Origin of the sequence: Bifidobacterium reuteri DSM 23975, assembly GCF_000741695.1 — a bacterium.
Classification (GTDB): domain Bacteria; phylum Actinomycetota; class Actinomycetes; order Actinomycetales; family Bifidobacteriaceae; genus Bifidobacterium; species Bifidobacterium reuteri.
The window spans coordinates 270123-295841 of sequence record NZ_JGZK01000003.1; the positions used below are offsets into that span (position 1 = coordinate 270123).

22 protein-coding genes, 2 tRNA genes and 1 pseudogene are annotated in these 25719 nt (G+C 60.8%); 8 read left to right on the top strand and 17 right to left on the bottom strand.

The genetic code is table 11. The features are described from left to right. Window positions 1–34: 34 nt before the first annotated feature. Window positions 35–784, bottom strand: coding sequence for a hypothetical protein (locus tag BREU_RS03800; RefSeq protein ID WP_140489255.1), 750 nt, complete (start codon window positions 782–784; stop codon window positions 35–37). Between the two features lie 592 nt (window positions 785–1376). On the opposite strand from BREU_RS03800, the gene BREU_RS03805 reads away from it, so the two are divergent. Continuing rightward, window positions 1377–2051 carry a hypothetical protein gene (locus tag BREU_RS03805; protein WP_044088411.1) on the top strand — a complete coding sequence of 225 codons (675 nt, stop codon included), beginning with the start codon at window positions 1377–1379 and terminating at the stop codon, window positions 2049–2051. Between the two features lie 265 nt (window positions 2052–2316). Here the strand turns inward: BREU_RS03805 and BREU_RS03810 are convergent, their stop codons facing one another. From BREU_RS03810 to BREU_RS03825, 4 genes are all read right to left on the bottom strand, one after another. Continuing rightward, window positions 2317–2862 (bottom strand): hypothetical protein, encoded by a 546-nt coding sequence (locus tag BREU_RS03810; RefSeq protein ID WP_044088412.1) that lies wholly within the window; start codon window positions 2860–2862, stop codon window positions 2317–2319. 314 nt (window positions 2863–3176) lie between these two features. Then, on the bottom strand, window positions 3177–3692 hold the full coding sequence (locus BREU_RS03815) for a hypothetical protein (protein ID WP_044088413.1): 516 nt from the start codon (window positions 3690–3692) through the stop codon (window positions 3177–3179). Further along, window positions 3689–5155: a sensor histidine kinase gene (locus BREU_RS03820; protein ID WP_152598560.1), complete on the bottom strand. Its 1467-nt coding sequence runs from the start codon at window positions 5153–5155 to the stop codon at window positions 3689–3691. The genes BREU_RS03815 and BREU_RS03820 overlap by 4 nt, the downstream gene beginning before the upstream one ends. Window positions 5156–5307: 152 nt before the next feature. Further along, entirely contained in the window at window positions 5308–5970 is a 663-nt protein-coding gene (locus BREU_RS03825) for a response regulator transcription factor (RefSeq protein WP_044088415.1), read from the bottom strand. A 402-nt stretch (window positions 5971–6372) separates the two neighbouring features. Between BREU_RS03825 and BREU_RS03830 the strand changes: the two genes are divergently transcribed. From BREU_RS03830 to BREU_RS03855, 6 genes are all read left to right on the top strand, one after another. Further along, window positions 6373–6747 (top strand): YraN family protein, encoded by a 375-nt coding sequence (locus tag BREU_RS03830; protein ID WP_081886544.1) that lies wholly within the window; start codon window positions 6373–6375, stop codon window positions 6745–6747. A gap of 52 nt (window positions 6748–6799) precedes the next feature. After that, window positions 6800–8335, top strand: a complete 1536-nt coding sequence (locus BREU_RS03835) for a YifB family Mg chelatase-like AAA ATPase (protein WP_044088416.1) — start codon at window positions 6800–6802, stop codon at window positions 8333–8335. A 74-nt stretch (window positions 8336–8409) separates the two neighbouring features. Beyond that, window positions 8410–9831: a DNA-processing protein DprA gene (locus BREU_RS03840; protein WP_044088491.1), complete on the top strand. Its 1422-nt coding sequence runs from the start codon at window positions 8410–8412 to the stop codon at window positions 9829–9831. 64 nt (window positions 9832–9895) lie between these two features. Continuing rightward, window positions 9896–11773, top strand: coding sequence for an FAD-dependent oxidoreductase (locus BREU_RS03845; RefSeq protein WP_044088417.1), 1878 nt, complete (start codon window positions 9896–9898; stop codon window positions 11771–11773). A 226-nt stretch (window positions 11774–11999) separates the two neighbouring features. After that, on the top strand, window positions 12000–12947 hold the full coding sequence (locus tag BREU_RS03850; protein WP_044088418.1) for a succinate dehydrogenase/fumarate reductase iron-sulfur subunit: 948 nt from the start codon (window positions 12000–12002) through the stop codon (window positions 12945–12947). A gap of 75 nt (window positions 12948–13022) precedes the next feature. Next, the gene (locus BREU_RS03855) at window positions 13023–13688 is read left to right on the top strand and encodes an O-methyltransferase (RefSeq protein ID WP_044088419.1); all 666 of its coding nucleotides are present in this window, start codon (window positions 13023–13025) and stop codon (window positions 13686–13688) included. A gap of 23 nt (window positions 13689–13711) precedes the next feature. Here BREU_RS03855 and BREU_RS03860 read toward each other — a convergent pair whose 3' ends face one another. The 12 genes and pseudogenes from BREU_RS03860 to BREU_RS12580 all read right to left on the bottom strand — a co-directional run bounded on the left by BREU_RS03860 (window position 13712) and on the right by BREU_RS12580 (window position 25276). Next, on the bottom strand, window positions 13712–14386 hold the full coding sequence (locus BREU_RS03860; RefSeq protein ID WP_414133019.1) for an LOG family protein: 675 nt from the start codon (window positions 14384–14386) through the stop codon (window positions 13712–13714). Window positions 14387–14777: 391 nt separating this feature from the next. Beyond that, window positions 14778–16044: pseudogene (locus BREU_RS03865) on the bottom strand (Na+/H+ antiporter NhaA); the annotation flags it as partial. Between the two features lie 216 nt (window positions 16045–16260). Next, window positions 16261–17499, bottom strand: coding sequence for a MalY/PatB family protein (locus tag BREU_RS03870; protein ID WP_044088421.1), 1239 nt, complete (start codon window positions 17497–17499; stop codon window positions 16261–16263). A gap of 123 nt (window positions 17500–17622) precedes the next feature. Further along, a tRNA-Arg gene (locus BREU_RS03875) sits at window positions 17623–17696 on the bottom strand. Window positions 17697–17725: 29 nt separating this feature from the next. Further along, window positions 17726–17799 (bottom strand) — tRNA-Arg (locus BREU_RS03880). Window positions 17800–17935: 136 nt separating this feature from the next. Beyond that, window positions 17936–19288 (bottom strand): ATP-dependent Clp protease ATP-binding subunit ClpX, encoded by a 1353-nt coding sequence (gene clpX, locus BREU_RS03885; protein ID WP_044088422.1) that lies wholly within the window; start codon window positions 19286–19288, stop codon window positions 17936–17938. A gap of 187 nt (window positions 19289–19475) precedes the next feature. Next, entirely contained in the window at window positions 19476–20195 is a 720-nt protein-coding gene (locus tag BREU_RS03890; RefSeq protein ID WP_044088423.1) for an ATP-dependent Clp protease proteolytic subunit, read from the bottom strand. A 5-nt stretch (window positions 20196–20200) separates the two neighbouring features. Then, entirely contained in the window at window positions 20201–20818 is a 618-nt protein-coding gene (locus BREU_RS03895; protein ID WP_100494185.1) for an ATP-dependent Clp protease proteolytic subunit, read from the bottom strand. A gap of 207 nt (window positions 20819–21025) precedes the next feature. Next, window positions 21026–21409, bottom strand: a complete 384-nt coding sequence (locus BREU_RS03900) for a hypothetical protein (protein ID WP_044088424.1) — start codon at window positions 21407–21409, stop codon at window positions 21026–21028. A 12-nt stretch (window positions 21410–21421) separates the two neighbouring features. Beyond that, a complete protein-coding gene (locus BREU_RS03905; RefSeq protein ID WP_052382013.1) occupies window positions 21422–24853 on the bottom strand; it encodes a DEAD/DEAH box helicase family protein in 3432 nt (1143 codons plus the stop codon). A gap of 74 nt (window positions 24854–24927) precedes the next feature. Next, a complete protein-coding gene (locus tag BREU_RS03910; protein WP_044088426.1) occupies window positions 24928–25179 on the bottom strand; it encodes a DUF2442 domain-containing protein in 252 nt (83 codons plus the stop codon). After that, window positions 25166–25276 carry a DUF4160 domain-containing protein gene (locus BREU_RS12580; protein WP_081886531.1) on the bottom strand — a complete coding sequence of 37 codons (111 nt, stop codon included), beginning with the start codon at window positions 25274–25276 and terminating at the stop codon, window positions 25166–25168. Before BREU_RS12580 ends, BREU_RS03910 begins: the two co-directional genes overlap by 14 nt. A gap of 167 nt (window positions 25277–25443) precedes the next feature. Between BREU_RS12580 and BREU_RS11865 the strand changes: the two genes are divergently transcribed. After that, a complete protein-coding gene (locus tag BREU_RS11865; protein WP_152598561.1) occupies window positions 25444–25680 on the top strand; it encodes a hypothetical protein in 237 nt (78 codons plus the stop codon). Window positions 25681–25719: the final 39 nt, after the last annotated feature.

Below are 25719 nucleotides of genomic sequence, written 5' to 3' on the forward strand. Positions count from 1 at the left end.
CCTAATGGATTCGTATGTGTGTTGCGTGTTGCGCCTACTGCTGGCTCAGCGCGTCGGTCTGGCATTCCCAGAATTGCTTCGCCTTGCCGGCGTCGTAGTCCGGGTTCGGGCTGCCGTCATCGTTGCGTTCCATGTAGACGCGGTAGAACTCGTTCCACTTCCGGGTCTTTTCGACGATCTGCTCCTCGCTCAGACCCTCCGCGCCGGTGACCTCCAGATCGAGGAACTCCTGCTCGGTGATGGGCTTGGGCAGCAGGTCGCGCTGTTTGAGGCACTGGTATATCGCACGCTGCCTGGCACCGGCGTCAACGTTGTTCGGATTGCTTTGCAGCGCGTCATACATGGACTCGACGTTCCACAGGTCGGTCTCGACGGCGCATTCGGCGTTCTTCTGGTTCATCTCATCCTCGCTCAGACTGCTTGCCCGCACCTGGGAAAGCTGTCCCTTGGTGGAGACCAGACCGTACGGCGCAAGGCACTTGTTCTGCGCGTCGAAAACCTCCGTAAGCTCCGCGTCGGTGACCCGGCAGTCCTCGAGGATGCGTTTTCCCAGTTCGGTCTTGGATTGCTCCCAATTGAGCTTGAATTCGGCCGCGTACGGGCCTTGGAAATCGGGCGCTTTGCAGACGGTCGCCGCAGCGTTCGACGGTGTCTTGCCTTCGGTGTTCGCCGCGCCGCCACCCTGCCCCGGACCGGAACAGGCCGCCATCGCCAAGCACAACGGCACCAGCACGCCCGCCGCGATCATCCGCTGCGCGACGCCGCCATATCCGTTCGTGTTCATCGTCATCCCCACCAATCATCGTGGACTTCCTTGTCATGATTCAGCTTAGGCACGCTTCCCGCGTGGATCGCAATCGCCGTGTAGTCGGTGAGGTTACAAGCGGCGAGGTTACAAGGATCGGCCATTCAGACCGTTTTGGTTGGTCCGCCAGCGTCTTTTGCCGCGTGCTTTTTGTCGTGTGTCTGTTGCCGTGTGTCTGTTGCCGTGGAAGTTGTTGACAAGGGGCTGTATGTTCGCGTGATCACCGGATACCCGCGTACATACGGTCCCTTACGCTCCCCAAACAGGCGGTAAGTACGCGAGACCTTCGTCGAGACGCGTACTTACCGCCGCTTTCATCGTCGGACACCGTCAGAAGGAGCCAGAGTAGCCATCGGCATCTGGCCATTCCGAAATCATCCGATGTCTGTCATCCGCTGGCTTACGCGAGTTCTCGCACGACGGCCCCATCTGTCATACCTTGGTTTTACGGACAACGAAGTCACAAAGACACTGTGCGAACGGCTGAACGGCATCCGTGACATTCACCCGCCGCGCAAAAACCAAAGATCAAAGACCAAAGACCCAAGGCCAAGACCAAAGGACGGAACTGATGAAACGCAGCACAACCTACGCAATTCGCATGTCCATCATGTCTTTCACGTTGATGTTGACGCTGTCCGGCTGCGGAGGCGTGCCGGGTACCGATACCACTCCTCAAGCCGCCGAGCCCACGTTCTCCGGCCCGTGGGCCGAGGATTTCCAACGAAATTACGATGACGCGAGTCAACAGGGCAACACATTCGCGCAGGACGTGCTGCGAGATGGGCGGATTACCGAGGCCGAGGCCACCGAGGCGGTCAACCGGTATGCGTCGTGCATGAAGGACGCCGGGTTCGCGCTCGATTACGTCAATCCGGACGGCAGCAGCCAGATGTCGGGCGAACTGACCGACGCCGAGAATGCGCGATACGGTGAGGCGGATGGTACCTGCGATGCATCATCGGGCTCCCGGTGGATCACGGCGCTGTACAACGCTGTCGCCGGCGATCCGAACGGCGATCTGCGCAATCGCAGCGACGAAGAGGCTCGTCAGGATCTGGCCGACTGTCTCAAACGCAAGGGCGTGGTCGGCGATGAGTTCACCGCCAAGGACATTCCCGAAGTCAATGCGAGCGGCGACGAGAATTGGGAGTTCCAACGCCAATTCGTCGAGCCGGGCGGCAGGTACTACAGCGAGCGCAGCACCGACATACTCACCCAATGCAACATGGATCCGCGGCAGTAAGGTAACATCCGTCCCACCGTGTGGGAGTGGATTTTCGGTTTCCCAGGAATTCCGCCATTCCCCGCCCCTACTGGTCTGTCTCGTAAATAATTGAGGAATTCAGCTTGTTCTCTCCCCCAGTCAGCTTCGCCGACAGCCCCCTCGTCAGAGGGGGCCAGGACCACTCGACCAATTACGAGACTAACCAATACATGGTGGGTAGTTCCCTACGCCATGCGGCTTATACATGCGGCCAGCGGCCCGGCATGCCCAGGCCACCATTCAGTCACCCGCATGCCTCGACCTTCTGCCGGAAGCCCGCATCGGCGCGCTTGCCGGCATCGAACGGCCCGGTGCCCGCACGGCTGTCACGCTCGTAGTCGTCAATCGAATACGATTCGCTCACCAACCACTGCTTCACATAGCAATCGATGATGATCTGCCGCATATCCTTGCCGTCGTTGTCCGGATTGATCTCGGCAGCGCTGGCCAGCTGCCATATGGTCTGTGCCCCGTCGCGCGTCGAGCAGGTCTTCACATCCTGATTGAACGTGCCACCCCACGCCGCCGACTCCGCCTGGGATGCCCCGCTGGGCGGCCGCGCGCTTATCTCCCCCAGCTCCCCCATCGTGATCGAATCCGTGTCGTGACCCAGATCGCCCAGACATTGGAGCACGTGATCGTTGAGCTCGGCGAGCTCGGATTGCGTGATCACGCCGTCTTCGAGAATCCCCACCGCGAAGTCGGCGCCATCGTCCTGCAACGTCCGGCGGGCTTGCCTCAGCTCAGCGGCATAGTGCGCGTTGAGGTCATATCCGCCAGCCGTCTCCATAGTTCCTTCAGTTCCTTCGGAGTCCGGATCGCCGGACGACGGGCCAGCGCAGGCAGTCAGCGTGCATAGCATTACAGCGGCCACGCACGCCGCCGTCAGCCATGCACGCCCCACACCGGAAGCTCCGGGAGTATCGGAAGCGCCCGGAATCCCGAATGAACACGAATCATGCATGTCAGCTCCTTCGCCGTCGGAACGGCATCATCACGCCGTTGCCACCATGGTATGCAATCGTTCGCGGAACGTCACGCCCATGTGTAATCCCATGGACGACGCGATTTCGCGGTACGGCCGGCGTCACACCGCAACCGGTCTCACAAGCCAGGCATCTCGACGCTGAGCGAGGGATGGCCGCCGTCCTTGGACGCCACGTCGCGCAGCGTCACATAATCGGATTCGACGCCGCACTGACGAATGATCTCGTTCTTCTCCTGACTGCCGATCGAACCCCGAACCGTAACGATCACCTCGCCTCCGCCGCCGTCGACCGGCTGCGCCTGAAGCCCATACACGGACAGGCATTCGTTATACGCCGTGCGCACCTCCGCAAGTTCGTCGTCTGTCACCACACCATCCTCGAGCACTTCGCGGCCGAGCCCGGTATGCAGGTTGTTCCATGCGTTGAGCAGGTCGTATTTGTCCGGCCCGGTGAATTCCGGGTGCTCGCTTCCGGACGACAACTGCGCGTCCGTGCCGTTCGTCGCGTTGTATGGCACGTCACGCCATGGCTCAGGCAGCAGCATGGCCCAGATGATGGCGCCGATCGCAACGATCACCAGCAGCGCGGTGGAGGCAATCGCGACGACCCGCCGCCGCACGTCGGCGTTCATGATGGGCTCCCGGAATCACGCTCCGACCGCGCGAGGGCACGCCCATCGGGGTGTAAGGCGCCGTTCCGTTCCGAGGCCGTCCCCGAATCCAATCTGCCAAATGAATCCCCGGCCGGCCGCGTAGGGATGCGCGCGTACAGCACCCAATCACCGTCCTCGGCGCTGTCGTTGAGCACACCGCCGAGCCCCGCGATAATGCGGCGGTGCATCATGAGCCCGCTGCCGTGCGAGGGGATGCCGGCGCTGAAATCAACGTTGCCATCGGAAACGGCCATCTCCCCGCGACCATCAGGTTCGTCGGCGGTGTCGAAGACCACGCCGGCGATGTCAGTGCTTGCGCGGTTCTCGCCACGCCCCCTCGCCTCGCCGTCACCATGTTCGGCGTCGCGCGGCTGCCGCAACGGATTGGTCTCCATGATTTCGATGGTGTCGTGTCCCAACGTCACCACGCAGTAGTAGCCGCCTGTGGCCGGATCGAGATGACGGCCGATGTTCGCCGTGAGCTCGCCGATGAGGTTGGCAGCCTCCCGGACCGATTCGTCGGCGGCATCGTCCGGCAGCTCGCCGCGTATCTCGAAGGTGCCATGGAATCCAAGGCGGGACAGACGCTCCCTGCCCGCACCGACGGCCTGCACAATTGTCGCTGCGCCCACGGTACGGTCCGGCCGCACCGACCCGGCGTGGTCCGCCGAACCGGTCGGATTCGCCAATTGCCCGGGTGCAACCTCCTCCAACAGGTCGATGACGTGATGAATCTCATCGAGCACATCAAGCGCCTGCGTGTTGACGAATTCCCAGTCCCGCCGCTCAGTGGCGTGGGCGGGGTCGTCGGGCGTCCTCCGCAGCTGTCGTTGCGCGGTCAGAGCGATGTACGAGAGTCCCCCGCTGGCCGAATCGTGGATGCGCGAGGCCAGTCGTGTGTTGCGTCTCAAGGTGTCGGCCTGCCATTGCCTGCGCTCCAACGCCATCGCATGGTCGCGCATCTCGTCGCGCTGCTTGCGCCACCGGAAGGACATGCCGGCCATGGTGGCGAGGGTGAACATGCCGATGTAGTTGACCATGCCCACCCATGTGGCGGATATGGCGTTGAACGTGTTGAGAGCCACCGGCACGCATTCGGCGAGCGAAACGGTGACTAGCGCACCAATTGCCACGGGAATGGCGCTGTCGTATCCGATGATCGCGAGCGCCAGATACGCGGCCCACAGTGGATTCGGACCGGACAGGTCGAGCACGAACAGACGGCCGAGCACCGTGGCGATGATCATCCATCCGGACGTGCGCGGCATGAACGGTGAAAGGACGATGCCCACCACGGATATACCGGAGAACAGGAAGTTCAGCGGGTAGACCGGCGGAATCGCAGCCCATTCGATAAGCGTGGCTGCAAGAATGAACAGGGCCATGGCTACGCGGAACCAATGTGTGCGGAACCATCGCGACACGAATGCGGCACTCCTCATGGCGCGGTTCCCGGCGAAGTTTCCGACGCGGCGCGCGGCACGGTCCTCCTCCCCTCCACGGCTCCCGTCGGGCTCTTCAGCATGGTCTCCGCCACGACTCCCGCTATGGTTCTCACTACGGCTCTCGCGCACCGCGTGCTCCGCGACGGCGTTCATCGTTCATCCTCCGCCGCACCTGTCCACAGGGCCACGGCCTGTCCCCGTGAATTGACGCCCAGCTTGTGGATGGCACGGGTGAGATAGGTCTTGGCCGTGGAGACGCTCACCTGCATCTCCCCGGCGATTTGTTCGGTTCCCAGCCCCCGCGAACACAGATTCATGGCCTCGGCCTCCCTGTCGGAGAGCAGGAACTGTCGCGGCAGACGCCGGCCGGACAGACGCTGGTGGGCCTCCGACGAGGTCTGGAAACCCTCGCCCCAAGTACCGCCCGCCGCCACAGCGCGGATAGCGTCCACAATCGGCGCCTCGACGGATTTGGGTACGATTCCTTGGGCGCCGGCTTCGGCGGCCTTGGACGCATACACCGCCAGGGAGAACGAGGTGACGGCCAGGATCATCACACGCGCGGTCTGCACACGAATCGTCCTGCACACCACCAGGCCGGACAGCTCGTCCATCGACATGTCGGTGAGCAGCACATTCGGACTCCGTTGCGCATCGAGGCACCGCGCGACCGCATCCCGTCCGGAGACGGTCTTCCACAGCACGCGCGCCTCCGGCATCAGCTCACTGATGGCGCGTTCCAGAAAGGCCAGCGAAAACTCGTCGTTGTCCAGCAATCCGATGGTCACGATAGGACGAACCGTTTCGGCCATCTCCCCCTCCTTTGCGGCAAGCCCTGCAACGCTGCTTTCACGGTAACACCAATATGCGGCCGCAACGGAATCGCCACGTCATCCGTCGGACGACAATCGGAATACTGCCCTAACAAACTGTGGATAACCCGGATTCCATCCACACGTTATCCACAACACTCCGAACCGCGTCATAGTATCCACATTCGCCGGTCGGCCTTGCGCTGCGCATATCGCAACCCGCACAGTGGATTCATGAGCAATTCAGTATCAATGCAGATCACAGGACACAGCGATACGCTGGTCACGCACCGCGGCGATTCCGCATCTTCCCGGCTCCATCGCCCCATGCCGGTTTCCGCCCCGGATGAGCCGTCCTTCCGGCATGACACCGACCACGAACCGGACCGTCTCGCCCAGGACATGGCGAATCCTCTTCTGACGGCCAGACAGTTCGGCGAGCTGGGAGAACGGTATGTCTCCCTATGGCTCGAAGCCAAAGGATGGCATATCCTCAGCCGCAACTGGCGCACACGGTACGGCGAGCTGGACATCGTGGCCATCACACCCGAACGCATGGTGGTGTTCGTGGAGGTGAAATCACGCCATAACGCCTATTACGGCACACCCCAGGAGGCGGTGACTCGGAGCAAACAGGTCAATCTGCGCCGCGCTGCAGCCGCATGGCTCATCGACCGCCGCAATCGCATACCGCATGCGGGCGTCCGCTTTGATGTGATCACCATCCTCATGGATATGGGCCAGCCGAAGGTCGGCCATATCGTGAACGCCTTCTGACCCCATTGGCATGGCAATAGACCACGAGCAAAGAACATAGAAGGAGACCATCATGGCCATCGGCAGCACGCTGTCCGTGGGACTCATCGGACTGAAGGCCTTTATCGTGCAGGTGCAGGCGTTCATCAGCCCAGGACTGCCGTATTTCTCCATCATCGGACTGCCGGACACGTCGTTGTCCGAAGCGAGGGAACGGGTGAAATCCGCATGTCAGGCCAGCGGATTCTCCTGGCCGCAGACCAGGGTGACGGTGAACATGAGCCCCGCTGCAGTGCCGAAACGGGGTTCCTCGCATGATCTGGCTATCGCGGCCAGCGTCCTATGCGCTTCCGGAGCCATCGGAGCCTCCTGCCTGGAGGACACAATCGTGCTCGGCGAGGTCAATCTCGATGGCTCAGTGCTGCCGATCCACGGCTTGCTGCCCATCATGCTGCACGCCAGGGAACGCGGGTCGAACAAGATCATCGTCCCGTACCGCAACCTCGATGAGGCGCAGATGATCGAAGGCATGGATGTCATCGGCATACGCCATGTCGGCGAACTCATCGAGCTGATGGGCGGCAATGCCGTATATCGTCTGCCGGATTCAGGCATCGGCGGGGAGGATGTAAGCGATGACCATGCCCTTGTGATCGCAGACAGGCCAGGAGACATGAGCGAGGTCCTCGGTCAGGAGCATGCGAAATGGGCGCTGCAGGTGGCCGCGGCGGGAGGGCATAACCTCATCATGACGGGCCCGCCGGGAGCAGGCAAGACGATGCTCGCGTCACGCATCCCCGGCATCATGAGCCCATTGGACGAACAGGCGCAGCTGGAAGTGGCTTCGATCCGCTCGTTATGCGGCACATTGCCGCACTATGGCATCACCGACGTGCCGCCGTTCGAAGCGCCCCACCATACCGCTTCGACGGCCTCGCTGGTGGGTGGAGGCAGCGGCATCGCCGCACCGGGCGCCATCACGCGCGCCCATCGGGGCATCCTGTTCCTCGATGAGGCGCCCGAATTCTCGTCCCGGGCATTGCAGACACTACGCGAGCCATTGGAATCCGGGTATGTGTCATTGACCAGGTCCAAAGGCAGCACATATTATCCGGCGGACTTCCAACTCATCATGGCGGCCAACCCCTGTCCGTGCGGGTACTACTACGGCACCGGCGAACGATGCACCTGCAAGGAGAAGGAGCGCATGCGCTATTTCTCTCGTCTTTCCGGACCGATTCTCGACCGCGTGGACATCCAGATTACGGTCCCTCCGGTATCCCGCATCGCCCAGCAGCACGAAAGCGCCGGCGAACCCAGCCAGACGATTCGCGCACGCGTCGTGCAGGCTCGGCATGCGGCTGCGGAACGGTTCAAACCATTCGGCTGGTCGTGCAACGCACAGGCTTCCGGCAAATGGCTGCACGCCAACACGTCACTCAGGGCGGTGGAGCTGGTGAATCGCGCCTTGGCCAATCACCAGCTCACCTTGCGCGGCGCGGACCGGGCCATGAGGCTGGCATGGACGCTGGCCGATCTGGCCGGGCGCACCAGTCCCACGGAACAGGATGTCCACCAAGGCATCGGATTGAGAACGAGGATGTCATGAACGATCAGGGTATACAGGACGACAGGAACATTCAGAACAGCGGAAGCTCGCTGTATGTCCCCTCTGCGGACGCCATGTATCGCGCGGCGCTGACCTTCTGTCTGGATGACGCCGATGCGATGATGTACGCCTTGCTCAAAGGCGCAGGAGACGCCGCAATCGTTTGGCACCTGCTCAGGGAATCACATCCGAAGAACCCTTCCTCCCAATGCGCCGCCGCCCTGGGCAAGCTCGACCTGGCCTTCACCCAAGGTCTGGTCCGCTGGGGGCGCAAGCCCCAGGCCTCGGTGATGAAAACATTCCATACCGCGTTGGCGGGCTGGCACAACCGCATGCAGGACATGCCGTCCGATGACCCTGTGCGCATCGCCGATTGGTTCACCGTGGACGGCACCCAATGGCTGATCGGCCCCGACAGCCCCTACTGGCCGGGGCAGCTCGAAGATCTGGCGCTCAAATCGGATTGGGCACCGCCATTGTGTCTATGGGGCAAAGGCGACCCGCAGGCGCTGACCAGTTGCCCCAAGCCGGTGGGAATCGTCGGCTCACGCGATGTCACGGAATACGGACGCTATGTGGCGCATACGTTGGCCGAGCAGGCGGCGGCATTGGGGCATACGGTGGTTTCGGGAGGAGCCATGGGCACGGACGCCGCCGCGCACTGGGGCGCATTGAACGCCTTCCATGGGCGAAGGTCACACACCGTAGGACGCACCGTGGCGGTATTCGCCGGAGGCCTGAACCACATGGGCCCCACACGGAATCGTTCCCTGTTCGAACGCATCGAAACGCAGTCGGGGGCGCTGATCAGCGAACTGTGCCCGAACACCATTCCCGAAGCACGTCGGTTCCTGCTGCGCAACCGCATCATCGCCGCGTTGTCCTCGACTGTGGTGGTGGCGCAGGCACGTCTGCGTTCGGGCGCCTTGAACACCGCAGGCTGGGCGTACGAGCTCATGCGCGAAGTGTATGCGGCTCCGGGGGACATCAACCAGCCGGCCAACGCCGGCTGCAACAGGATCATCAGTGAAAACCGGGCCGCACTGCTGTGTGCGGCAACCGACGTGGAAAGCATCTGCCATGAAGCCCATCATCCCAGCACGGAGCATGCCGCGCACTCTGAAGCGACCGCACCGCAACCGACCCTGCGACAGGTCCACGCCGAGCCGTCCTCCAGGCATGCCCGCAAACCGGGCTCGCCATCCGCAGCGTCATCCGACCTGCGGACCGTGACGGCGGCATCCGCAGATGGACCGAGATCCATCCACCTCAACGCACTGCCCGAACCTCAACGCGTGTTGGCCTCACTGATCAAGGAATGCCATAAACGCCATCTGATAGCCACTCCGGACGCCCTGCTGAAGATGGCACGGCAGCAGACGCCGAACGAGATATCCGATATCGGCACGGTTCTGGAGCTCGTGGGTGCCATGGAACTGAGCGGCATCATTCGCAGGCAGGCCGATGAGGTGGTGTTCAGCACCATCGTGGACTGACCCGGAGCATGCCTCGATGAGGCAGGAGAGGACACTGTTCGGCGGGTGTGCAAGAATCGAACCCATGAGTCCGAAACGTCTGGAAGATATGTATGATGCGGTTATCGTCGGCGCAGGAGCTGCCGGCCTGTCGGCGGCGCTGGGATTGCTGCGGTCCCCGGCGATCGCCGAGCTTACCGAGCAGGGCGTGAGCCCGAAGATCCTAGTGGTCTCCAAGCTGCAGCCTCTGCGCTCGCATACCGGTTCGGCTGAAGGCGGTATCGCGGCCAGCCTGGGCAATATCGAAAACGATGACTGGCATTGGCACTACTACGACACCATCAAGGGCGGCGACTGGCTGGTCGACCAGGACGCGGCGAAGCTGTTGGCGGAATACGCACCCGAGACCGTCATCAACCTCGAACGTCAGGGAGTGGCATTCTCCCGGACCGAAGACGGGCATATCGCTCAACGTCGTTTCGGCGGGCACACCCGTGATTTCGGCGGCGAGCCGGTCAAGCGAGCCGCCTACGCCGCCGATCGCATCGGCCATCAGATTCTTCACACGCTCTGGCAGCAGTGTGTGGCGCAGGGCGTCGAATTCGCCGAGGAATGGTATGTGACCGATCTGGTCCTCAGCGAGGATGGCGAGCGCGCCGCCGGCATCGTGGCATTGGACACGCATACCGGCAAGCTGCACGCCATTCACGCGCGCAATGTGCTGATCGCCACCGGCGGCGCAGGACGTCTGTTCCATACCACATCCAATTCCTGGGATCTGACCGGAGACGGTATGGCATTGGCGTTGTCCGCAGGCCTGCAGCTTGAGGACATCGAGTTCGTGCAGTTCCATCCCACCGGGCTCGCGCATACCGGTATCCTGCTTTCCGAGGCGGCACGCGCGGAAGGCGGTATCCTGCGCAATGCCGACGGTGAGGCGTTCATGGAACGCTATGCGCCCGAGCATAAGGACCTCGCGGCCCGCGATGTGGTATCCCGTTCGATCATGGCGGAGATCGACGCCGGCCGAGGTGTCGCCGATCCCAAAGACCCGGATGGTCCGAAGGATTGTGTCTGGCTGGATATGACCGGCATCGACTCGGACCGTATGAAGCAGGCTCTGCCGCAGGTGGTGGAGACCATCGAACAGTACGCGAATCTCGATCCGGCCAAGGATCCGGTGCCGATCAAACCCACCGCGCATTACACCATGGGAGGCATCCCCATCACCACGGACGGTGAGGTGTATCGTTGGTGTGACGGCGCTTCGCATGTGGTCGAAGGCCTGTTCGCGGCAGGCGAATGCTCCTGCGTTTCCGTACATGGCGCAAACCGTCTGGGCGGCAATTCCCTGCTGGACGCATGCCTGTTCGGCACTCGCGCCGGTCGCGCGCTGGCCGCACGCATCGCAGCGGCGCCGGTGGCCTCGCCCATGAACGACGATGCCGACGATGAGCCGTTGGCCGCGGCAGTCGACCGGACGGCATCCATGCGTCAGGATGATTTCACCTCAATGCTTCAGGGAGCTCTCGAGTCTTCCGCAGATGCCGAGGCATCCCCCGTATCCGACGGCAACGCATACCAGCTCATGGCAAAACTCGGCTCAATCATGGAACAGGCTCTGGCGGTACGCTGCAGCGCCGATACCATTCGAACTGCGCTGTATCAGCTTGATACGGCGATCAAACCCGCCGCCGAGACGCTGCATGCACACGACAAGACCGCCACATTCAATCAGGAAATCACCGCCATCTGGGAAGTACGTCACCTCATTGAGCTTGCCGAATCGGTGCTGAAGGCCTCCGATGCGCGTGAAGAGTCCCGCGGCTCAATGCGGCGCCTTGATTTTCCGCAGCGCGATGACGAGCGCTTCCTCGCGCACTCCATGGTCGCCCGAAATGGCGCAGTGGCGTTCAAACCGGTGACCATCACTGATTACCCGCCACAGAGCCGTGAATACTGATTCAGGGGTCTGTCTTGTAATTGCTTGAGACTGATCCTAGGCGGTCAATCAACGGCTGGTTCTGTCAGTGCGGCCGGCACGACCGCTATTCGGCATACTGGCGTCGAGGCACACCATCGGATCAGGGGCGTGTCCCATATGGCACGCCCCTGATCACACGCGCCACGCCGCCTAGGGCTTGTGGCACAATAAATTGGCTGATTAGTGACTTCATGGAGGCAGATGAATGGCTGAGGCGAACACAACAACGGTTACCCTGCACGTGCACCGGTTCACGCCACGCGCCGAACGCGCAGAAAACGCACGTGGCGGCAGCCCGTTCGCCCGTAAGAGCTCTCCTTTCGGCGGGGGCGCAAGCGCTTCGGCACGTCGCCGTCCGCGAGGCAGGCAGTGGGTGCAGGAATACACGATTCCCGCACGGCCCGAAGACACCGTTCTGGATTGCCTGCTCACCATCAAGCGCACGCTCGACCCCACGCTTGCATTCCGATACTCCTGCGGACACGGCATGTGCGGATCGGACGCGGTGGCGATCAACGGCACCCCCACGCTCCTGTGCACGGCGGCCATTCGCGATTGGGCCAAGCAGCCCGGCACGCTGCCGCAAGTGGACGATGAAGGCTTCCGCCATGTCGGGAACGGCGACGACGAGAACACCTCCGTGGAAGGCGCACAAGCCGCCGACGCCAAGACCCAATCACTGGGAGTCATCGAACTCGCTCCCCTGCCGGGCTTCCCGCCACAGCGTGATCTCATCGCGGACATCGACCCGATGCTCGATCAGATCCGCAAACTCACTCCATATCTTCAGGCCGACGGCGTGCTCGCCACGACCGCCGAAGGCAAGGTGGACGCATTCGAATACCTCCAACATCCCGAACAACTCGCCAAATACGAGACGCTGAGCAACTGCATCGCGTGTGGCGTATGCGAAGGCTCCTGCCCGGTATTCGCAGGCGGCGACGCCTTCATCGGCCCCGCCGCTTTGGTCTGGGCGTCACGGTTCATCAATGATTCCCGCGATTCCAAGGCCATGGAACGCATGGATGCCATCGACACGGCGGATGGCGTGGCCGCATGTCAGTCCGTACGCGCATGCTCCCGTCACTGCCCTCGCGGCATCGATGTCGGGGAGGAGATGTGGCAGATCGTGGCCAAGGTCCGCGAACGATAGGACGCATGCATCCCCCCATATTGGCGCAAAACAGGGTCGCGGCCAGACAGACTACATCATCAAAAGGTGACTGCAATGGATAAAACACAGTACACGAATCTCGCCAAAGCGTGGGAGTTCGCCGAAGAGCATGCATTGGAACGGCAGACTGCGATTGTTTCCGCAGTACGGGCCAAAGCCGAACAGGCAGGACAGCCACAAGGTTCCGCCGCGCAGGCACAGTTGCTGGCTATGCTGGTCCATCTGACCGGCGCTTCCTCGGTGATCGCCATCGGCACCGGTTCCGTAGTGGAAACCGTGCAATTGGTGGAGGCGCTCAATGGCGGCGGCCAGCTCACCGCAGTGGACTCCACCGCCCAGGGCATCGCGATGATTCGCAAGGCGTTTGCCGATCTGCAGGATGTCACCGACACGTCGTTGCGCGCGGTCAATGCGCCGGCGCACGTATTCCTGCCCAGACTCAACGCCAACGACTATGATTTCATCGTGGTCGCCGGCGACGCCGCGAATTATGCCGCCGCATTCAATCAGGCATCACGCCTGCTGCGCTCGCGCGGCATCATCGCGTTCACCGATGTTCTTGCCACAGCCGGCGATCAGGGCGGCGTGCTGAACGCCGCCGACCGCAGTGCCAAAGCCACCGCCATGCGTGAGCTGATCGCCACAGTGGAGGACAACGGCGACTTCGAGTCCACGCTAACACCGGATGGCACCGGCCTGCTGATCGCCTGCAAACGGTAGCGCGGCTGTGACGCAATCCTGATTCACAGCCCCTTGGTGACCATGTCCACGGCCTCGTCGGGATCGTCGCTCATGGCGACCAGATGGGGATCGATGGAGGAGATCATCCCATGCTCCTTCACCGTACCGTTCAACCAGTCGAAAAGCCCTTGCCAGTAGGCTTTGTCGTACAATACGACGGGCATGTCGGCCACCTTGTGGGTCTGCACCAAGGTCAATAGTTCGAACATCTCATCCAATGTGCCGAACCCTCCCGGGCAGACTATTACTCCGGAGGAATATTTCACGAACATGGTTTTCCTGACGAAGAAGTAGCGGAAGCTCATGCCGAGATTCACCCATTGGTTCAATCCCTGTTCGTGAGGCAGCTCGATGCCGAGTCCCACCGACTTGCCGCCGGCGAGCGCCGCTCCCCTGTTCGCCGCTTCCATGATGCCGGGGCCGCCGCCGGTGATGACCGCTATGTTCTTCTTGGCTATCAGGCTGCCCATGCGACGTGCGGCCTTGTACGCAGGCTCGGTGCGCGCGGTTCGTGCCGAGCCGAAAATGGCCACGGCTGGGCCAAGCTCGGCCAGCGCACCGAATCCGTCCACGAACTCGGATTGGATCCGCAGCACACGCCAGGGATCCATATGCAGCCAGTCGGTATCCTGATCTGGTTTGAGCAGATTGGCCGTCGTGTTGTCGGACGGAATCATCTGTCCGCGAAGAATCACCGGCCCGCGGTGATAGGTGTCTCCCAACGGGGAGGCGTCATCCGAGTCGACCGTGTCGGCCGAGTCGACCGAGTCGACGGGAGCGGCGTCGCCCGTCTCGACGATCAGTGTCTCCTCGGCGTTTTTCCTGTCTTCGGCTTTCTTGGCCTTCTTTTGCTTCTTGGCCATCTGATGATCTCCTTGAATGTGTTCAGGCCCTCGTCGCGCTTCTGCGATTGATGCAGGCGTTCCGCCCGCATCTGCGCGATTTCCTCGGGCGTGAATGCCTCCATCGTCACGCTTTGCGTACCGTCGGCCAGCATACCCGCATGTTCTTCGAACGTATGGCCGGCGGCGTCTTTGGCAGGTGCCGCGTCGGAACCGGTGGCCTTGCCTGCAGCCCTCAGCGCGAACTGCTTCGATTGACGATGCAACAGTATACCTGCAACCAGTGCGGAAATGAGCGAGCCGACCAATACGCCGAATCGGGCTTCCGCCGACAATTCGGCATTGGTGTACGCCAGCGAGGCGATGAGGAAGGAGACGGTGAAACCGATGCCGCAGGCGCAGGCGGCAGGCACCAGATCCCGTACCTTCAGTCCTTTTGCCATGTTCAATCCGCCGAGATGCGTCGCGATCCACGCCGTGCCGATGATACCGAGGGGCTTGCCGGCGACCAAGGCCACGATGAGGGCGATGACCAGAGGAGAGAGCATAAGCTCAGGGGTCAGTTCCGCGAAATGCACGCCAGTGGCGAACAACGCGAAGATCGGCAGGGCAAGCAGTGCGGAGAACGGCTGCAGCTTGGAGGCATATCGTTCGGCGCGCGGCGAGGACTCGCCGTGCATTTCACGGGAAGGAGTGAACAGTCCCACCAGCACGCCGGCGAGCGTGGGATGCACACCGGCTTCGAACATCATCACCCATGCCAGGATACCGACGACACCGGCCGCAATCCACGGCACTCGCTTCATACGGACAAGTATGGCCCATACGGCCGTGCAGGCCGCGATACCAACAAACCAGTACCAATCATTGAGCGACGAGAAGAACACCGCGATTAGGATGATGGCCAGCAGATCATCCACCGTGGCGAGCGTCATGAGGAACGCACGGATCGATCCCGGAAGCCCTTTGGCGAACAAGGCCAGCACGGCCAGCGAGAACGCGATATCCGTTGCCGTGGGCACCGCCCAGCCATGGACCAGTTCGCCGAACGGGATGATGCTGCCGGTGCTGGGAAGCACCACATTGCCCACGCCGCCGGGGCCGTACTGGGAGAACAGTGCGGACACGATAACGAACAGTATCGGCGGTACCAGCATGCCTCCTGCAGCGCACAGCATCGGCACGGCTGCGGCCTTGGGATTGGACAGCGAACCGGTGGTGAGCTCCTGTTTGAGTTCGAGTCCCACGGTCAGGAAGAATATCGTGAGCAGACCGTCCTGGGCCCAATGGCCGATAGGCAGATCGATGTTGGTGTAAGGTATGCCGATCTGCGTTTCCGCGATTGTTTCGAACAGGTGATAGGTCAACGGAAGATTGGCCGCTATGAGTCCGACCAGCGCGAAGCCGAGCATGATCAGTCCGGAGACGCGGTCCGAGGCGGCGAGTCGTTTGATGGAGTTCCACAGCCGCAATTGCGAAGTCTTCGTCACCATCTCATGCTCCTTGCTCTTCATCACCTAACGACAACAACCGTTGCACACAGACCGCGGTGTTTCAGGGAAACCGGCGTGGTATCGGCATCTTGATCAGTCCGGTCGAATATGGTTGGCTGAGTGCTCGCCCCAGTATGTTCGTACGTCCTTCCATATTACGAAATGGCTACGGACGTTCCACCCCGGGCTGAGCGGAGAACAAACGACCATCGTCGGCTATCGCTCGGACAACGCCGTCTCGAGTCGGTCGAGCACACGTTCGAGCAGGGCGGTCGGACAGGCCAGATTGATGCGTTCGAAGTAGTCGCCGGATGCGCCGAAGATGGAGCCTTCGTCGAGCCAGACACGTCCGCGCACGTGCATGAACGTGCACAGGGCTTCAGGTGAATCGAATCCCAGCCCCCGGCAATCAAGCCAAGCCAGATAGGTGCCTTCGGGCTCGATGAGCCGTATGCCGTCGACACGTCCGGCGAATGCGCGCAGCAATCCCAGATTGCGTTCGAGCACGACCATGAGCTGGTCCAGCCAACCTTCGGCGTGCTGGTAAGCGGCCTGGCACGCCACCATGCCGAAATGGCCGACATTCAACCCGCCGATGTTCTCGGCGGCTGTATCGAACCGTCGCTTGAGCCCGGCATTGGGAATGATCACATTGGAGCACAGCAGACCGGCGAGGTTGAACGTCTTGGACGGCGCGGTGAATTCGATCACGTTGTCGGCATATGCGGATCCGAGCGTGGAGAACATCGTGGCCCGGTGTCCGGGATACGTGAAGTCGGCATGGATCTCGTCGCACAGTACCACCACATCATGGTCCCGGCAGATGTCGCCGATGCGACGCAGCTCGTCGGCCGTCCAGACGCGGCCTACCGGATTGTGCGGATTGCATACCAGCATGGCGGTGCATCTGGGATCGGATGCCTTGGTTTCAAGATCATCGAAATCGATGACGTAGCGGCCGGATCGCTCATCCAGTATCAGCTCGTTGTCGAGAATGGTCAGACCGTTGTGCTCACAGGCCATGGTGAACGGGTAATAGACAGGGCGCTGGATGATGACCTTATCCCCCGGATGGGTCACCGCGCGCAACGCAGTGTTGACTGCGGGCATCACGCCATCGGAAAGGCTCACCCACTCCGGCTTCACATCGAAGCCGTGACGGCGTTTCATCCAGCCGATCAGTGCGTCGAAGTATTCGTCGGTGACGTAGTCGTACCCGAACACGTCACGGGAGGCGGACTCGACCAAGGCCTGCATGATTTCAGGAGCGGGCTTGAACTCCATATCCGCGACCGACAGCGGCACCACGTCGGCGCTGTCCGGCCCCATCTGCTCGGCGATCTCATGCCATTTATACGACGTGGATCCATGCCGTTCGAGAATGGTATCGAAATCATATCGGGCCAACCGCTCCTGCGCCACCGCACTCCGTCCTTCCACTACGCTGATGGTCATCCTTGATGACCAACCGCAAACCCACATCATCGTAGCCGCACGCCGCATATCCGCAGACCCGCATGCCGAACATGGACCTTCATTGGAAAAGCCCCGGAAGCATACGCTTTCGGGGCTTTATCGTGCGCCGGACAGGATTCGAACCTGCGACCTGCTGATCCGTAGTCAGCTGCTCTAATCCGCTGGGCTACCGGCGCATACCACTGTTATCCCCGTGGTTCGGGAGTGCGCCGGACAGGATTCGAACCTGCGACCTGCTGATCCGTAGTCAGCTGCTCTAATCCGCTGGGCTACCGGCGCATGTTGTCGTTCAAACAACTCGATATATAATACCCACTTCTTGCCATCTCGCAACTCGGCGTGTCGCATCGTGACACATACGCGGAACCGCGTCATACCAACGGTTTTCCGCTTTTCCGTCTCCGAAACGACCCGATCACGCCTCTCGAAGTCGACCGGCATCATCCGGCTGCATGGCGGTCTGCAAGAGCTTTGGGCTTCCCTCTCCAAGCACGCTCGCCTTGTCGACGATCACCTGACGCACGTCTTCGAGACTGGGAATGCGGAACATCGTATCCTGCAGCGTCCGTTCGATGATGGTGCGCAATCCCCTTGCACCTATGCCCTGGCTGATGGCGGTTTCGGCGATGGCTCGAATAGCCTCTTCGGTGAATGCCAGGTCGACCCCGTCCACTGCGAACAATTTGCGGTATTGTTTCACCAAGGCGTTCGCGGGGGTCGTCAGCACTGCGACAAGATCGTCCGCATCCAGTTCCCGCAGCACACTGGTCACCGGAAGGCGACCGATGAATTCCGGAAGCAAACCGAATTCGGCAAGATCATCCGCATTGACCTGTTCCAGCAATTGCGCATCGTCCAGATCGGCATTATGCCAATTCGTGCCGAATCCGGTTTCACGCCGCCCCAGCCGCTTGCGAATGATGTCCGTCAGGCCGATGAACGCCCCACCGCAGATGAACAGGATGCCGCGCGTGTCCATCTGCACGGTGTCCTGTTCCTTGTGCTTGCGACTGCCTTCCAGTGGCACGGACGCTATGGTGCCCTCCAGAATCTTGAGCAGAGCTTGCTGCACGCCTTCGCCTGACACATCACGGGTGATGGATGTGTTCTCCCCCGATTTACGGGCGATCTTGTCGATCTCGTCGATATAGATGATGCCATGCTGCGCCCTGCCGACGTCTCCGTCAGCGGCCTGCAGCAGTCGCTGGAGAATGGTCTCCACGTCATCGCCGACGTATCCGGCTTCGGTCAACGTGGTGGCATCGGTGATCACGAACGGCACGTTCATCACCCTCGCCAATGATTGCGCCAGATAGGTCTTGCCCACGCCGGTGGGACCGAGCAGCAGGATGTTGGATTTCGCCACTTCGACATCCGCCAACGGATCGCGGGCATCGTTGACGCCTTTCCGCCGTACGCCCGCATGAGCGCGCTCCGAACCGTCCAGACGGAGGGCATCGTCCTCAAGTTCCATATTGACGCGTTTGTAATGGTTGTAGACAGCCACGGACAGTGTTCGTTTCGCGTCATTCTGCCCCACCACATACCTGTTCAGATATTCGAAGATCTGAGCCGGTTTGGGCAGTTGCAACGCATTGACTTCGGCGTCCTTGACACGCTCCTCCGCGATGATATCCACACACAGCGCGATGCATTCATCGCAGATGGAGGCATTCGGGCCGGCCACGAGTTTCTTGACCTGGCGCTCGGTCTTACCGCAGAACGTGCAACGCGGTACGTCGTCGTTATAGCTCACTACACGCCCCATAATGCTCCTTCGCCGTCTGTACACGCTGTTCGACGTCGTATGACCACGACGACACCGGAACCATCGCATGGCACAGGCGTCGTTCTCGCCGTTTTCTAACACAATACCCCCGGCCGACACAGGCCGAGGGTATTGCAATGCCCATATTCGAAAGGCACGAAGTGCGCCTTCTCTGGTTCACGCCCGATTACCGGCGGTGTTCCAGCACCTCGTCCACGATGCCGTATTCCTTGGCTTCCGAAGCGGTCAGGAAAGTATCCACCTCGATGTCGCGGCGAATCTTCTCCACATCCTGACCGGTGTGCTTGGCGAGGGTCTCCTCCAGCCATTCGCGCATGCGCAGCATCTCCTTGGCCTGGATCTCGATCTCCGTGGCCTTGCCGAATCCCTGATCGATGGCCGGCTGGTGGATGAGCACGCGGGCGTTCGGCAGCATCAGGCGCTTGCCCTTGGTTCCGGAGGCCAGCAGGATGGCGGCGGAGGAGGCGGCCTGACCAAGGCAGACGGTCTGCACGTCGGGCTTGATGTACTGCATCGTATCGTAGATGGCGGTCATGGCGGTCATCGAACCGCCGGGAGAATTGATGTACATCATCACATCGCGGTTCGGGTCCTGGGATTCCAGAACCAGCAGCTGGGCCATCACGTCGTCGGCGGAGGCGTCGTCCACCTGCACGCCGAGGAAGATGATGCGGTCCTCGAACAGGCGGGAGTAAGCATCCTGGGTCTTCATGCCGTACGGGGTCTTCTCCACGAACTGCGGCATGATGTAACGGTTCGACGGCATCTGGGCGGGCGCGGCGGCAAAAGCCTGGGCGCGGACGGCAGCGGGCATGAAACCGGCCACACCGGAGCGCCCGGCCAGACGGTCGGCACGGGCCGCGAACTTCGCTTCTTCACTTGCCATGAGTCTCACTCCCCCTTGTTTCCGATGGTGTCCGGCGTGGTCACGAGCTTGTCCACGAAACCGTATTCGAGGGCTTCCTGCGCGGTGAACCAGTGATCGTACTCGTTGTCTCGGTAGATCTCCTCGACGGTGTGGCCGGTCTGCTCGGCCGTCAGCTCGCTCATGGTCTTCTTCATGTCCATGATGAGTTCGGCGTTGATGCGCACATCGGTGGCGGTGCCGCCGATGCCGCCGGAAGGCTGGTGCATGAGCACGCGGGCGTGCGAGGTCAGGTAACGCTTGCCCTTGGTGCCGGAGCTCAGCAGGAACTGGCCCATGGAGGCGCACATGCCGAGGCCCACGGTCGCCACATCCGGCTCGATGAGCTGCATGGTGTCATAGATGGCCATGCCGGCGGTGATGGATCCGCCCGGAGAGTTGATGTACAGCCAGATGTCCTTCTTCGGATCCTCCGCCGCCAGCATCAGCAGCTGGGCGCAGATGCGGTTGGCCATATCGTCCTTGACCTCTTCGCCCATCCAGATGATGCGGTCCTTGAGCAGACGGTTGAAAATCGGGTCGACGGGGCCGGCCGGGACGTCCTCGCCCGCCATGACCGGCAAGGTCGCAAAGGTATTGCTCACCTTGGTACTCCTTCTAATAACTCGAACATTGTTCAGACTACCGCCTTGAAGCGACTGCCGACGGAATTTCGCCTGCATTTCGGCGGCAAGCGTAGGCGCAGGGGCACTCGATTCCGCAATCCTCGCGTCGGCAATCCGATTCCGTGCCCTCAGTCGCCCCGGCATCCGTGCATCGCGTCGTCCGCGAGGGAGCTGCCTTGCGATCGGCTATTCCAACGTGTCGAGCACATCGTCGATGAGGAGCCGCTCCTGCGTTCGGGCGCCATCGTCTTTCAGTCTCGGGAACCGGCGTTCCGCGTTTGCCGGGCTCGCCCCCGCCGCCCGCGCCACGTTCGACTTGCTCGCCCCACGCGCCACGGCCTTCTCGGCGAGCCGATCGACCAGCGAGTCCGACACCTGCCGCATCTGTTCGGCTACCCATAGCTGGGCCATGTCCTGGCTGAGGCCGTAGTCCTCGACCAGTTCGCTGGACGCCTCCTGGATGGCCGCCCACAGCACCATGAACGGCTTGCGGTAGTAGCCGATCCGCTCGGCGAGCGGCTCGCCGGCAAGCTCCTCCAACGCCCTGCGGTCCTCCGTGTTCGCGGACATGCGCCCCCTCCCCTACATCCGCATGGTATCGGCGTCGCCCGGCAGCATGGCGTTCTGCTTGACCTTGCGGATGCACAACACGAGATCGCCCATTTGCTTGGCATCGAACAGTTTCATCATCGGCCGTGGCCTGTCGAACGGCGGCTTGGTCAGTTGCTCGGGTTCGAGATAGCCGTTGCGCTCGACGTAATCCACCACCGTGTGCAGGAAATTGATCTGCGCCTGATTCAACGTATGGGTGTTGATGAAGTCGGCGAACGCATCCATCGCCGCCTGATGGTCGAGCTTGGCGATGCGCCGCACCAGCAGGCCGAACGGCATCGAGCCGTATGAGGTCTCGTATTCAATTCGCGAACCGAGTTGGCGGACCAGTATGCGCTCGAGCTCGCTGTAATCGTCGACATCCAGCGGCTCGTTATGCCGCAGCTTGCGGATTACGCCATCTTCCCTGTGCTCGTTGACATATCGATTGACCTTGAGCTTGTAATCCTCAAAATGCTCGGTGATGTCGAACGGCAGGTTTTCCGTGCGCTCGATGAGCGGATCGGTCAGGTCGGTGACGATGATTCTGCGCGCGCCGGAATCCGCGATAAAGCGGACGAGGCCACGCAACTGAAGTCGCACCTGTTCCAGTTCGGCCACGGACATTCCAGACAGGTGCTCTTCATCGTGAGCGAGCGAGGCGATCAGCTCCTTATGACTGTTCACCTGCGGTATGGTCATTCGATCATAGAGACGTGCGGCGAGCGCCCTGACTTTCGTCGCGTATGTCGCACTGGCCGCACCCGTTGCACGGGCCACCATGAACCCGTACATGAGCGCATCGAATCGCAGCGCGTATATGTCGTCTTCGTCATAATGGGCCAGCGGGGCAAGTTCCGTGGCGAGTTCTCGCACGTTGAGATCGTCCAATGACGTGAACACGTCGCGGTTGCGGTACCGTTCGACGTATTCGCGCTTGAGTCGTACCGCGACCTTGTTCACATCCCAGCCGTTGATTTGGCCGCACACATCGTCTACCAGCGTTTCGCGCCACTGGGCTATCTGCTGGTCGTCAAGGTATGTGCCTGATTGGAAGGCGTGGATGAGTTCGGCTTTACGCGCGAAGATGCGCTCGCTCACCGAGGCGGCCGGCTTGTCTTCTACGACGTTTGTCTGTTCGCGGAAGAACGCGAAGTTGCCGCAGTAGTCGAAGATCTTGAAATATCGTTTGCCGAAGTGTTCCTCGCCACCGTCCACGCAGTCGAGTTCCGGGCACAGTCTGGTGCCTCGGCCGATCATCTGCCAGAACTTGATCTTGGACCGCACCTTCTTGAAGAACACGAGATTGACGACTTCGGGCACGTCGACGCCGGTGTCCATCATGTCGACGGATACGGTGATGACCGGATTCGGTTTGTGTTTGAATTCGGCGATGATGCTGTGCGCATAGTCCTCACTGTGCAGCACGGCTTTGATGAATCCGTTGGATGATTCCTTCGGATAGAGCCGTGCATACCGTTCGACGATAAAGCGGGCATGCAGTTGGTTTGCCGCGAAGATGATGGTTTTGCCGAGCCGCTCGCCGCCGTCGGTTCGGATGCCGTGATCGTGCAGGTCCTGCAATACGATATCGACGGTCTTCGGATTCATCACATACTTGTTGAGCGCGTCCGCATCGATATGATCGGGAATATCGGCCTTGCCGTCGTCTTCGTCCGCGCTGTCGCCGAAGTCCTCCTCGTAACGGACCCTGTCTTCTTCGGACAGCTCGTCGTAGGTGATGCCTTCGTCCATGAACTTCGTTTTGGCTTCGATGTTCTGATACGGCACAAGCACATGGTCTTTGAGCGCGGTCGCGTATTCGTACACGTACGTAGGCACGCCATGTTCGACGTGGAAGAAATCGTAGGTATTGCGATCCACTTCGTTGCGCGGCGTGGCGGTGAGCCCGACCATGATCGCGTCGAAATGCTCGAAAATCACCCGGTATTTCTTGAAGATCGAACGGTGGGCCTCATCCACGATGATCAGGTCGAAATGTCCGGCCGAGAACGCAGGTTTGCCGTCCGCTCCGGCTTCCGTGTCTATGGCGTTGATCATGGTCTGGTAGGTGGAGAAGACCACGCGCGCGTCCGCATCATGTTTGTTGTCGCATAGATTGCACAGCGACCAGTCGGGATAGTATTCGCCATATGCGCTATTCGCCTGCGAGACGAGTTCGACGCGGTCGGCGAGGAACAGTACGTTCTTGACGAGTCCGGCGCGCATGAGTACGTCGGCGAGCGCTGCGGAGACTCGCGTCTTGCCGGTGCCGGTGGCCATGACGAGCAGGCTGCGGCGTTGCCTTTGGTTGAGGTTCTCGCACACGGCTTGGATGGCTTCGAGCTGATAGTAGCGGCCGTCACCGCCCGCGACAGAACGGTTGACGGGGACGGTGGACGGGTCGATGGCGTTGCGGCGCCGGTCGATGATGCGTTGCAGGTCGTCCTGGGCGAACACTTCGCCGACTTCACGGTATGAGCCGTTGTCGTCGTCCACAAAATACGTGCGGTAGCCGTTGGAGATGAAGATAAGCGGACGGTAGCCGAATTGTCGTTCGAGACAATTGGCATAGAGGCGTGCTTGTTGCAATCCTTTTGCCGGCTCGTATGAGGTGCGTTTGGCTTCGATGATGGCGAGTGGTTTGCCGTCGCGTCCATTGAGCAGGTAATCGATGCGACCTTGTTGTCCCGGATTTCCTTCCATACCGGTGACCGGATACTCTTCTATGACGTCGCGCTGCATGTTCCAGCCGACCAATTGCAGGTCAAGGTCGATGAACCGTTTGCGCGTCTCGTATTCGCTGTACTCGTCGGCGGGAAGCTTCGGCATGGCCGGCTGTTCGGCCTTGCGGGCGGCAAGCTGGTCGCTTAACGCGCGAATCCGCTCTTCGAGTTGTGCGATGCGCACAGTCTGCTCACCAAGCTGCGCCTCGTATTCCTTACGCGCGGCGTCTTCCTGGGCTTTGCGTTGCTTGGCCGCGAGTGCATGGCTGACTGCCGGAACCTGTTTGGGATCGAAGACACGTTTGGTATAACGGCTACCGTAGCTGTAGTCGATCCATTGGATGAACAGGAAGAGAATCTTCAGGGAAAACAACGCATCTTCGGGCTTGAGCTGCGCATTGCGATGGGCGGCCATATTGCCGGCCGTGATGATGTATTGCAAGGATTCCCACAGGCGGTTGTCTGCGAGAGCGTCGCGGAAGGTGGGTTCGTGGACGAGAGACTGCAGGTTGTCTTTGTATGGTGGTTTAACGGTCTCGTCGGCGGCATACACCCATTTGACGGCGAGCTCGAACGCGCGGCGAGCCGCCAATGCGCTGATGGTGGGCGACAGCGACATCGCCCGTTCCGCCTCCAGACACGCATCGGCGAACATCTCATAATTGCTCTGCCCGATGAGGAACGAGAAGTTTGCCATCACCTGACTCCTTTGCCTGTGTAATCCGTGGCACATTGTTTTCCCGCACGATGATGCAGATCGAAAAGATTGTTCTAGGCGACCGTCATATCCGAGCGAATCCGTTCGGGAGCTATGTCCATGCCGTTTGACCAGGTCGGAGCACCGGCGACAAGCCGCACGCTGCGGAACATGCTAGGATCTCGCAATGCTTGGAACGCACCTTGATCAAGGTATTTCGTCATATCGAAGATTCCTGAAGCACCATCCGAACATGTCACATGGAGCTTGTAGCCATCCAATGGCCGCACTTCAGTTACCTCACACAGATAATCAAGAAATGACATGACTCCGCCCTTGGAATTCCACATGCATGTGTGGCGGATTGTGATCATCGGCATACATACGCACGACGATGCCGAAGAACATGCTTACAATCGGCATGTCACCCTCCTCTTGGCTTGATGCGAGACTCCCTTGTACTAGATCATCATATTATCGGATTCGTACGGGCAAGTACGAAAGGATAGACAAGGTACAGCCTCAACCAATATTGGAAAGATCTTTCCGATGCACTGCTCGAAGACGTAAACGGGTATATATCGTTCCTTATGAATAGCTGCACCAGTCAGGAGTTGGTTCTGCTGAGTGAAGTCAATGACGAGCTTATCGACGCAACACAAAATGAGCTCTTGATACATGCTCTGAAAACAGCACAGTCGCGTTTCCCCGAGGCCACTCGGAAATATCAACTTGATGCAGATCTGGACTATACCATTTCGCGTCATATCAGCGACAAAGACAAAGCCAAACAGCTGCTTGCATGGAAGCCATCAGCACTCGGATGATGATTCCTGGGGCGACAATCATCATCGGCCGTCGCCCCA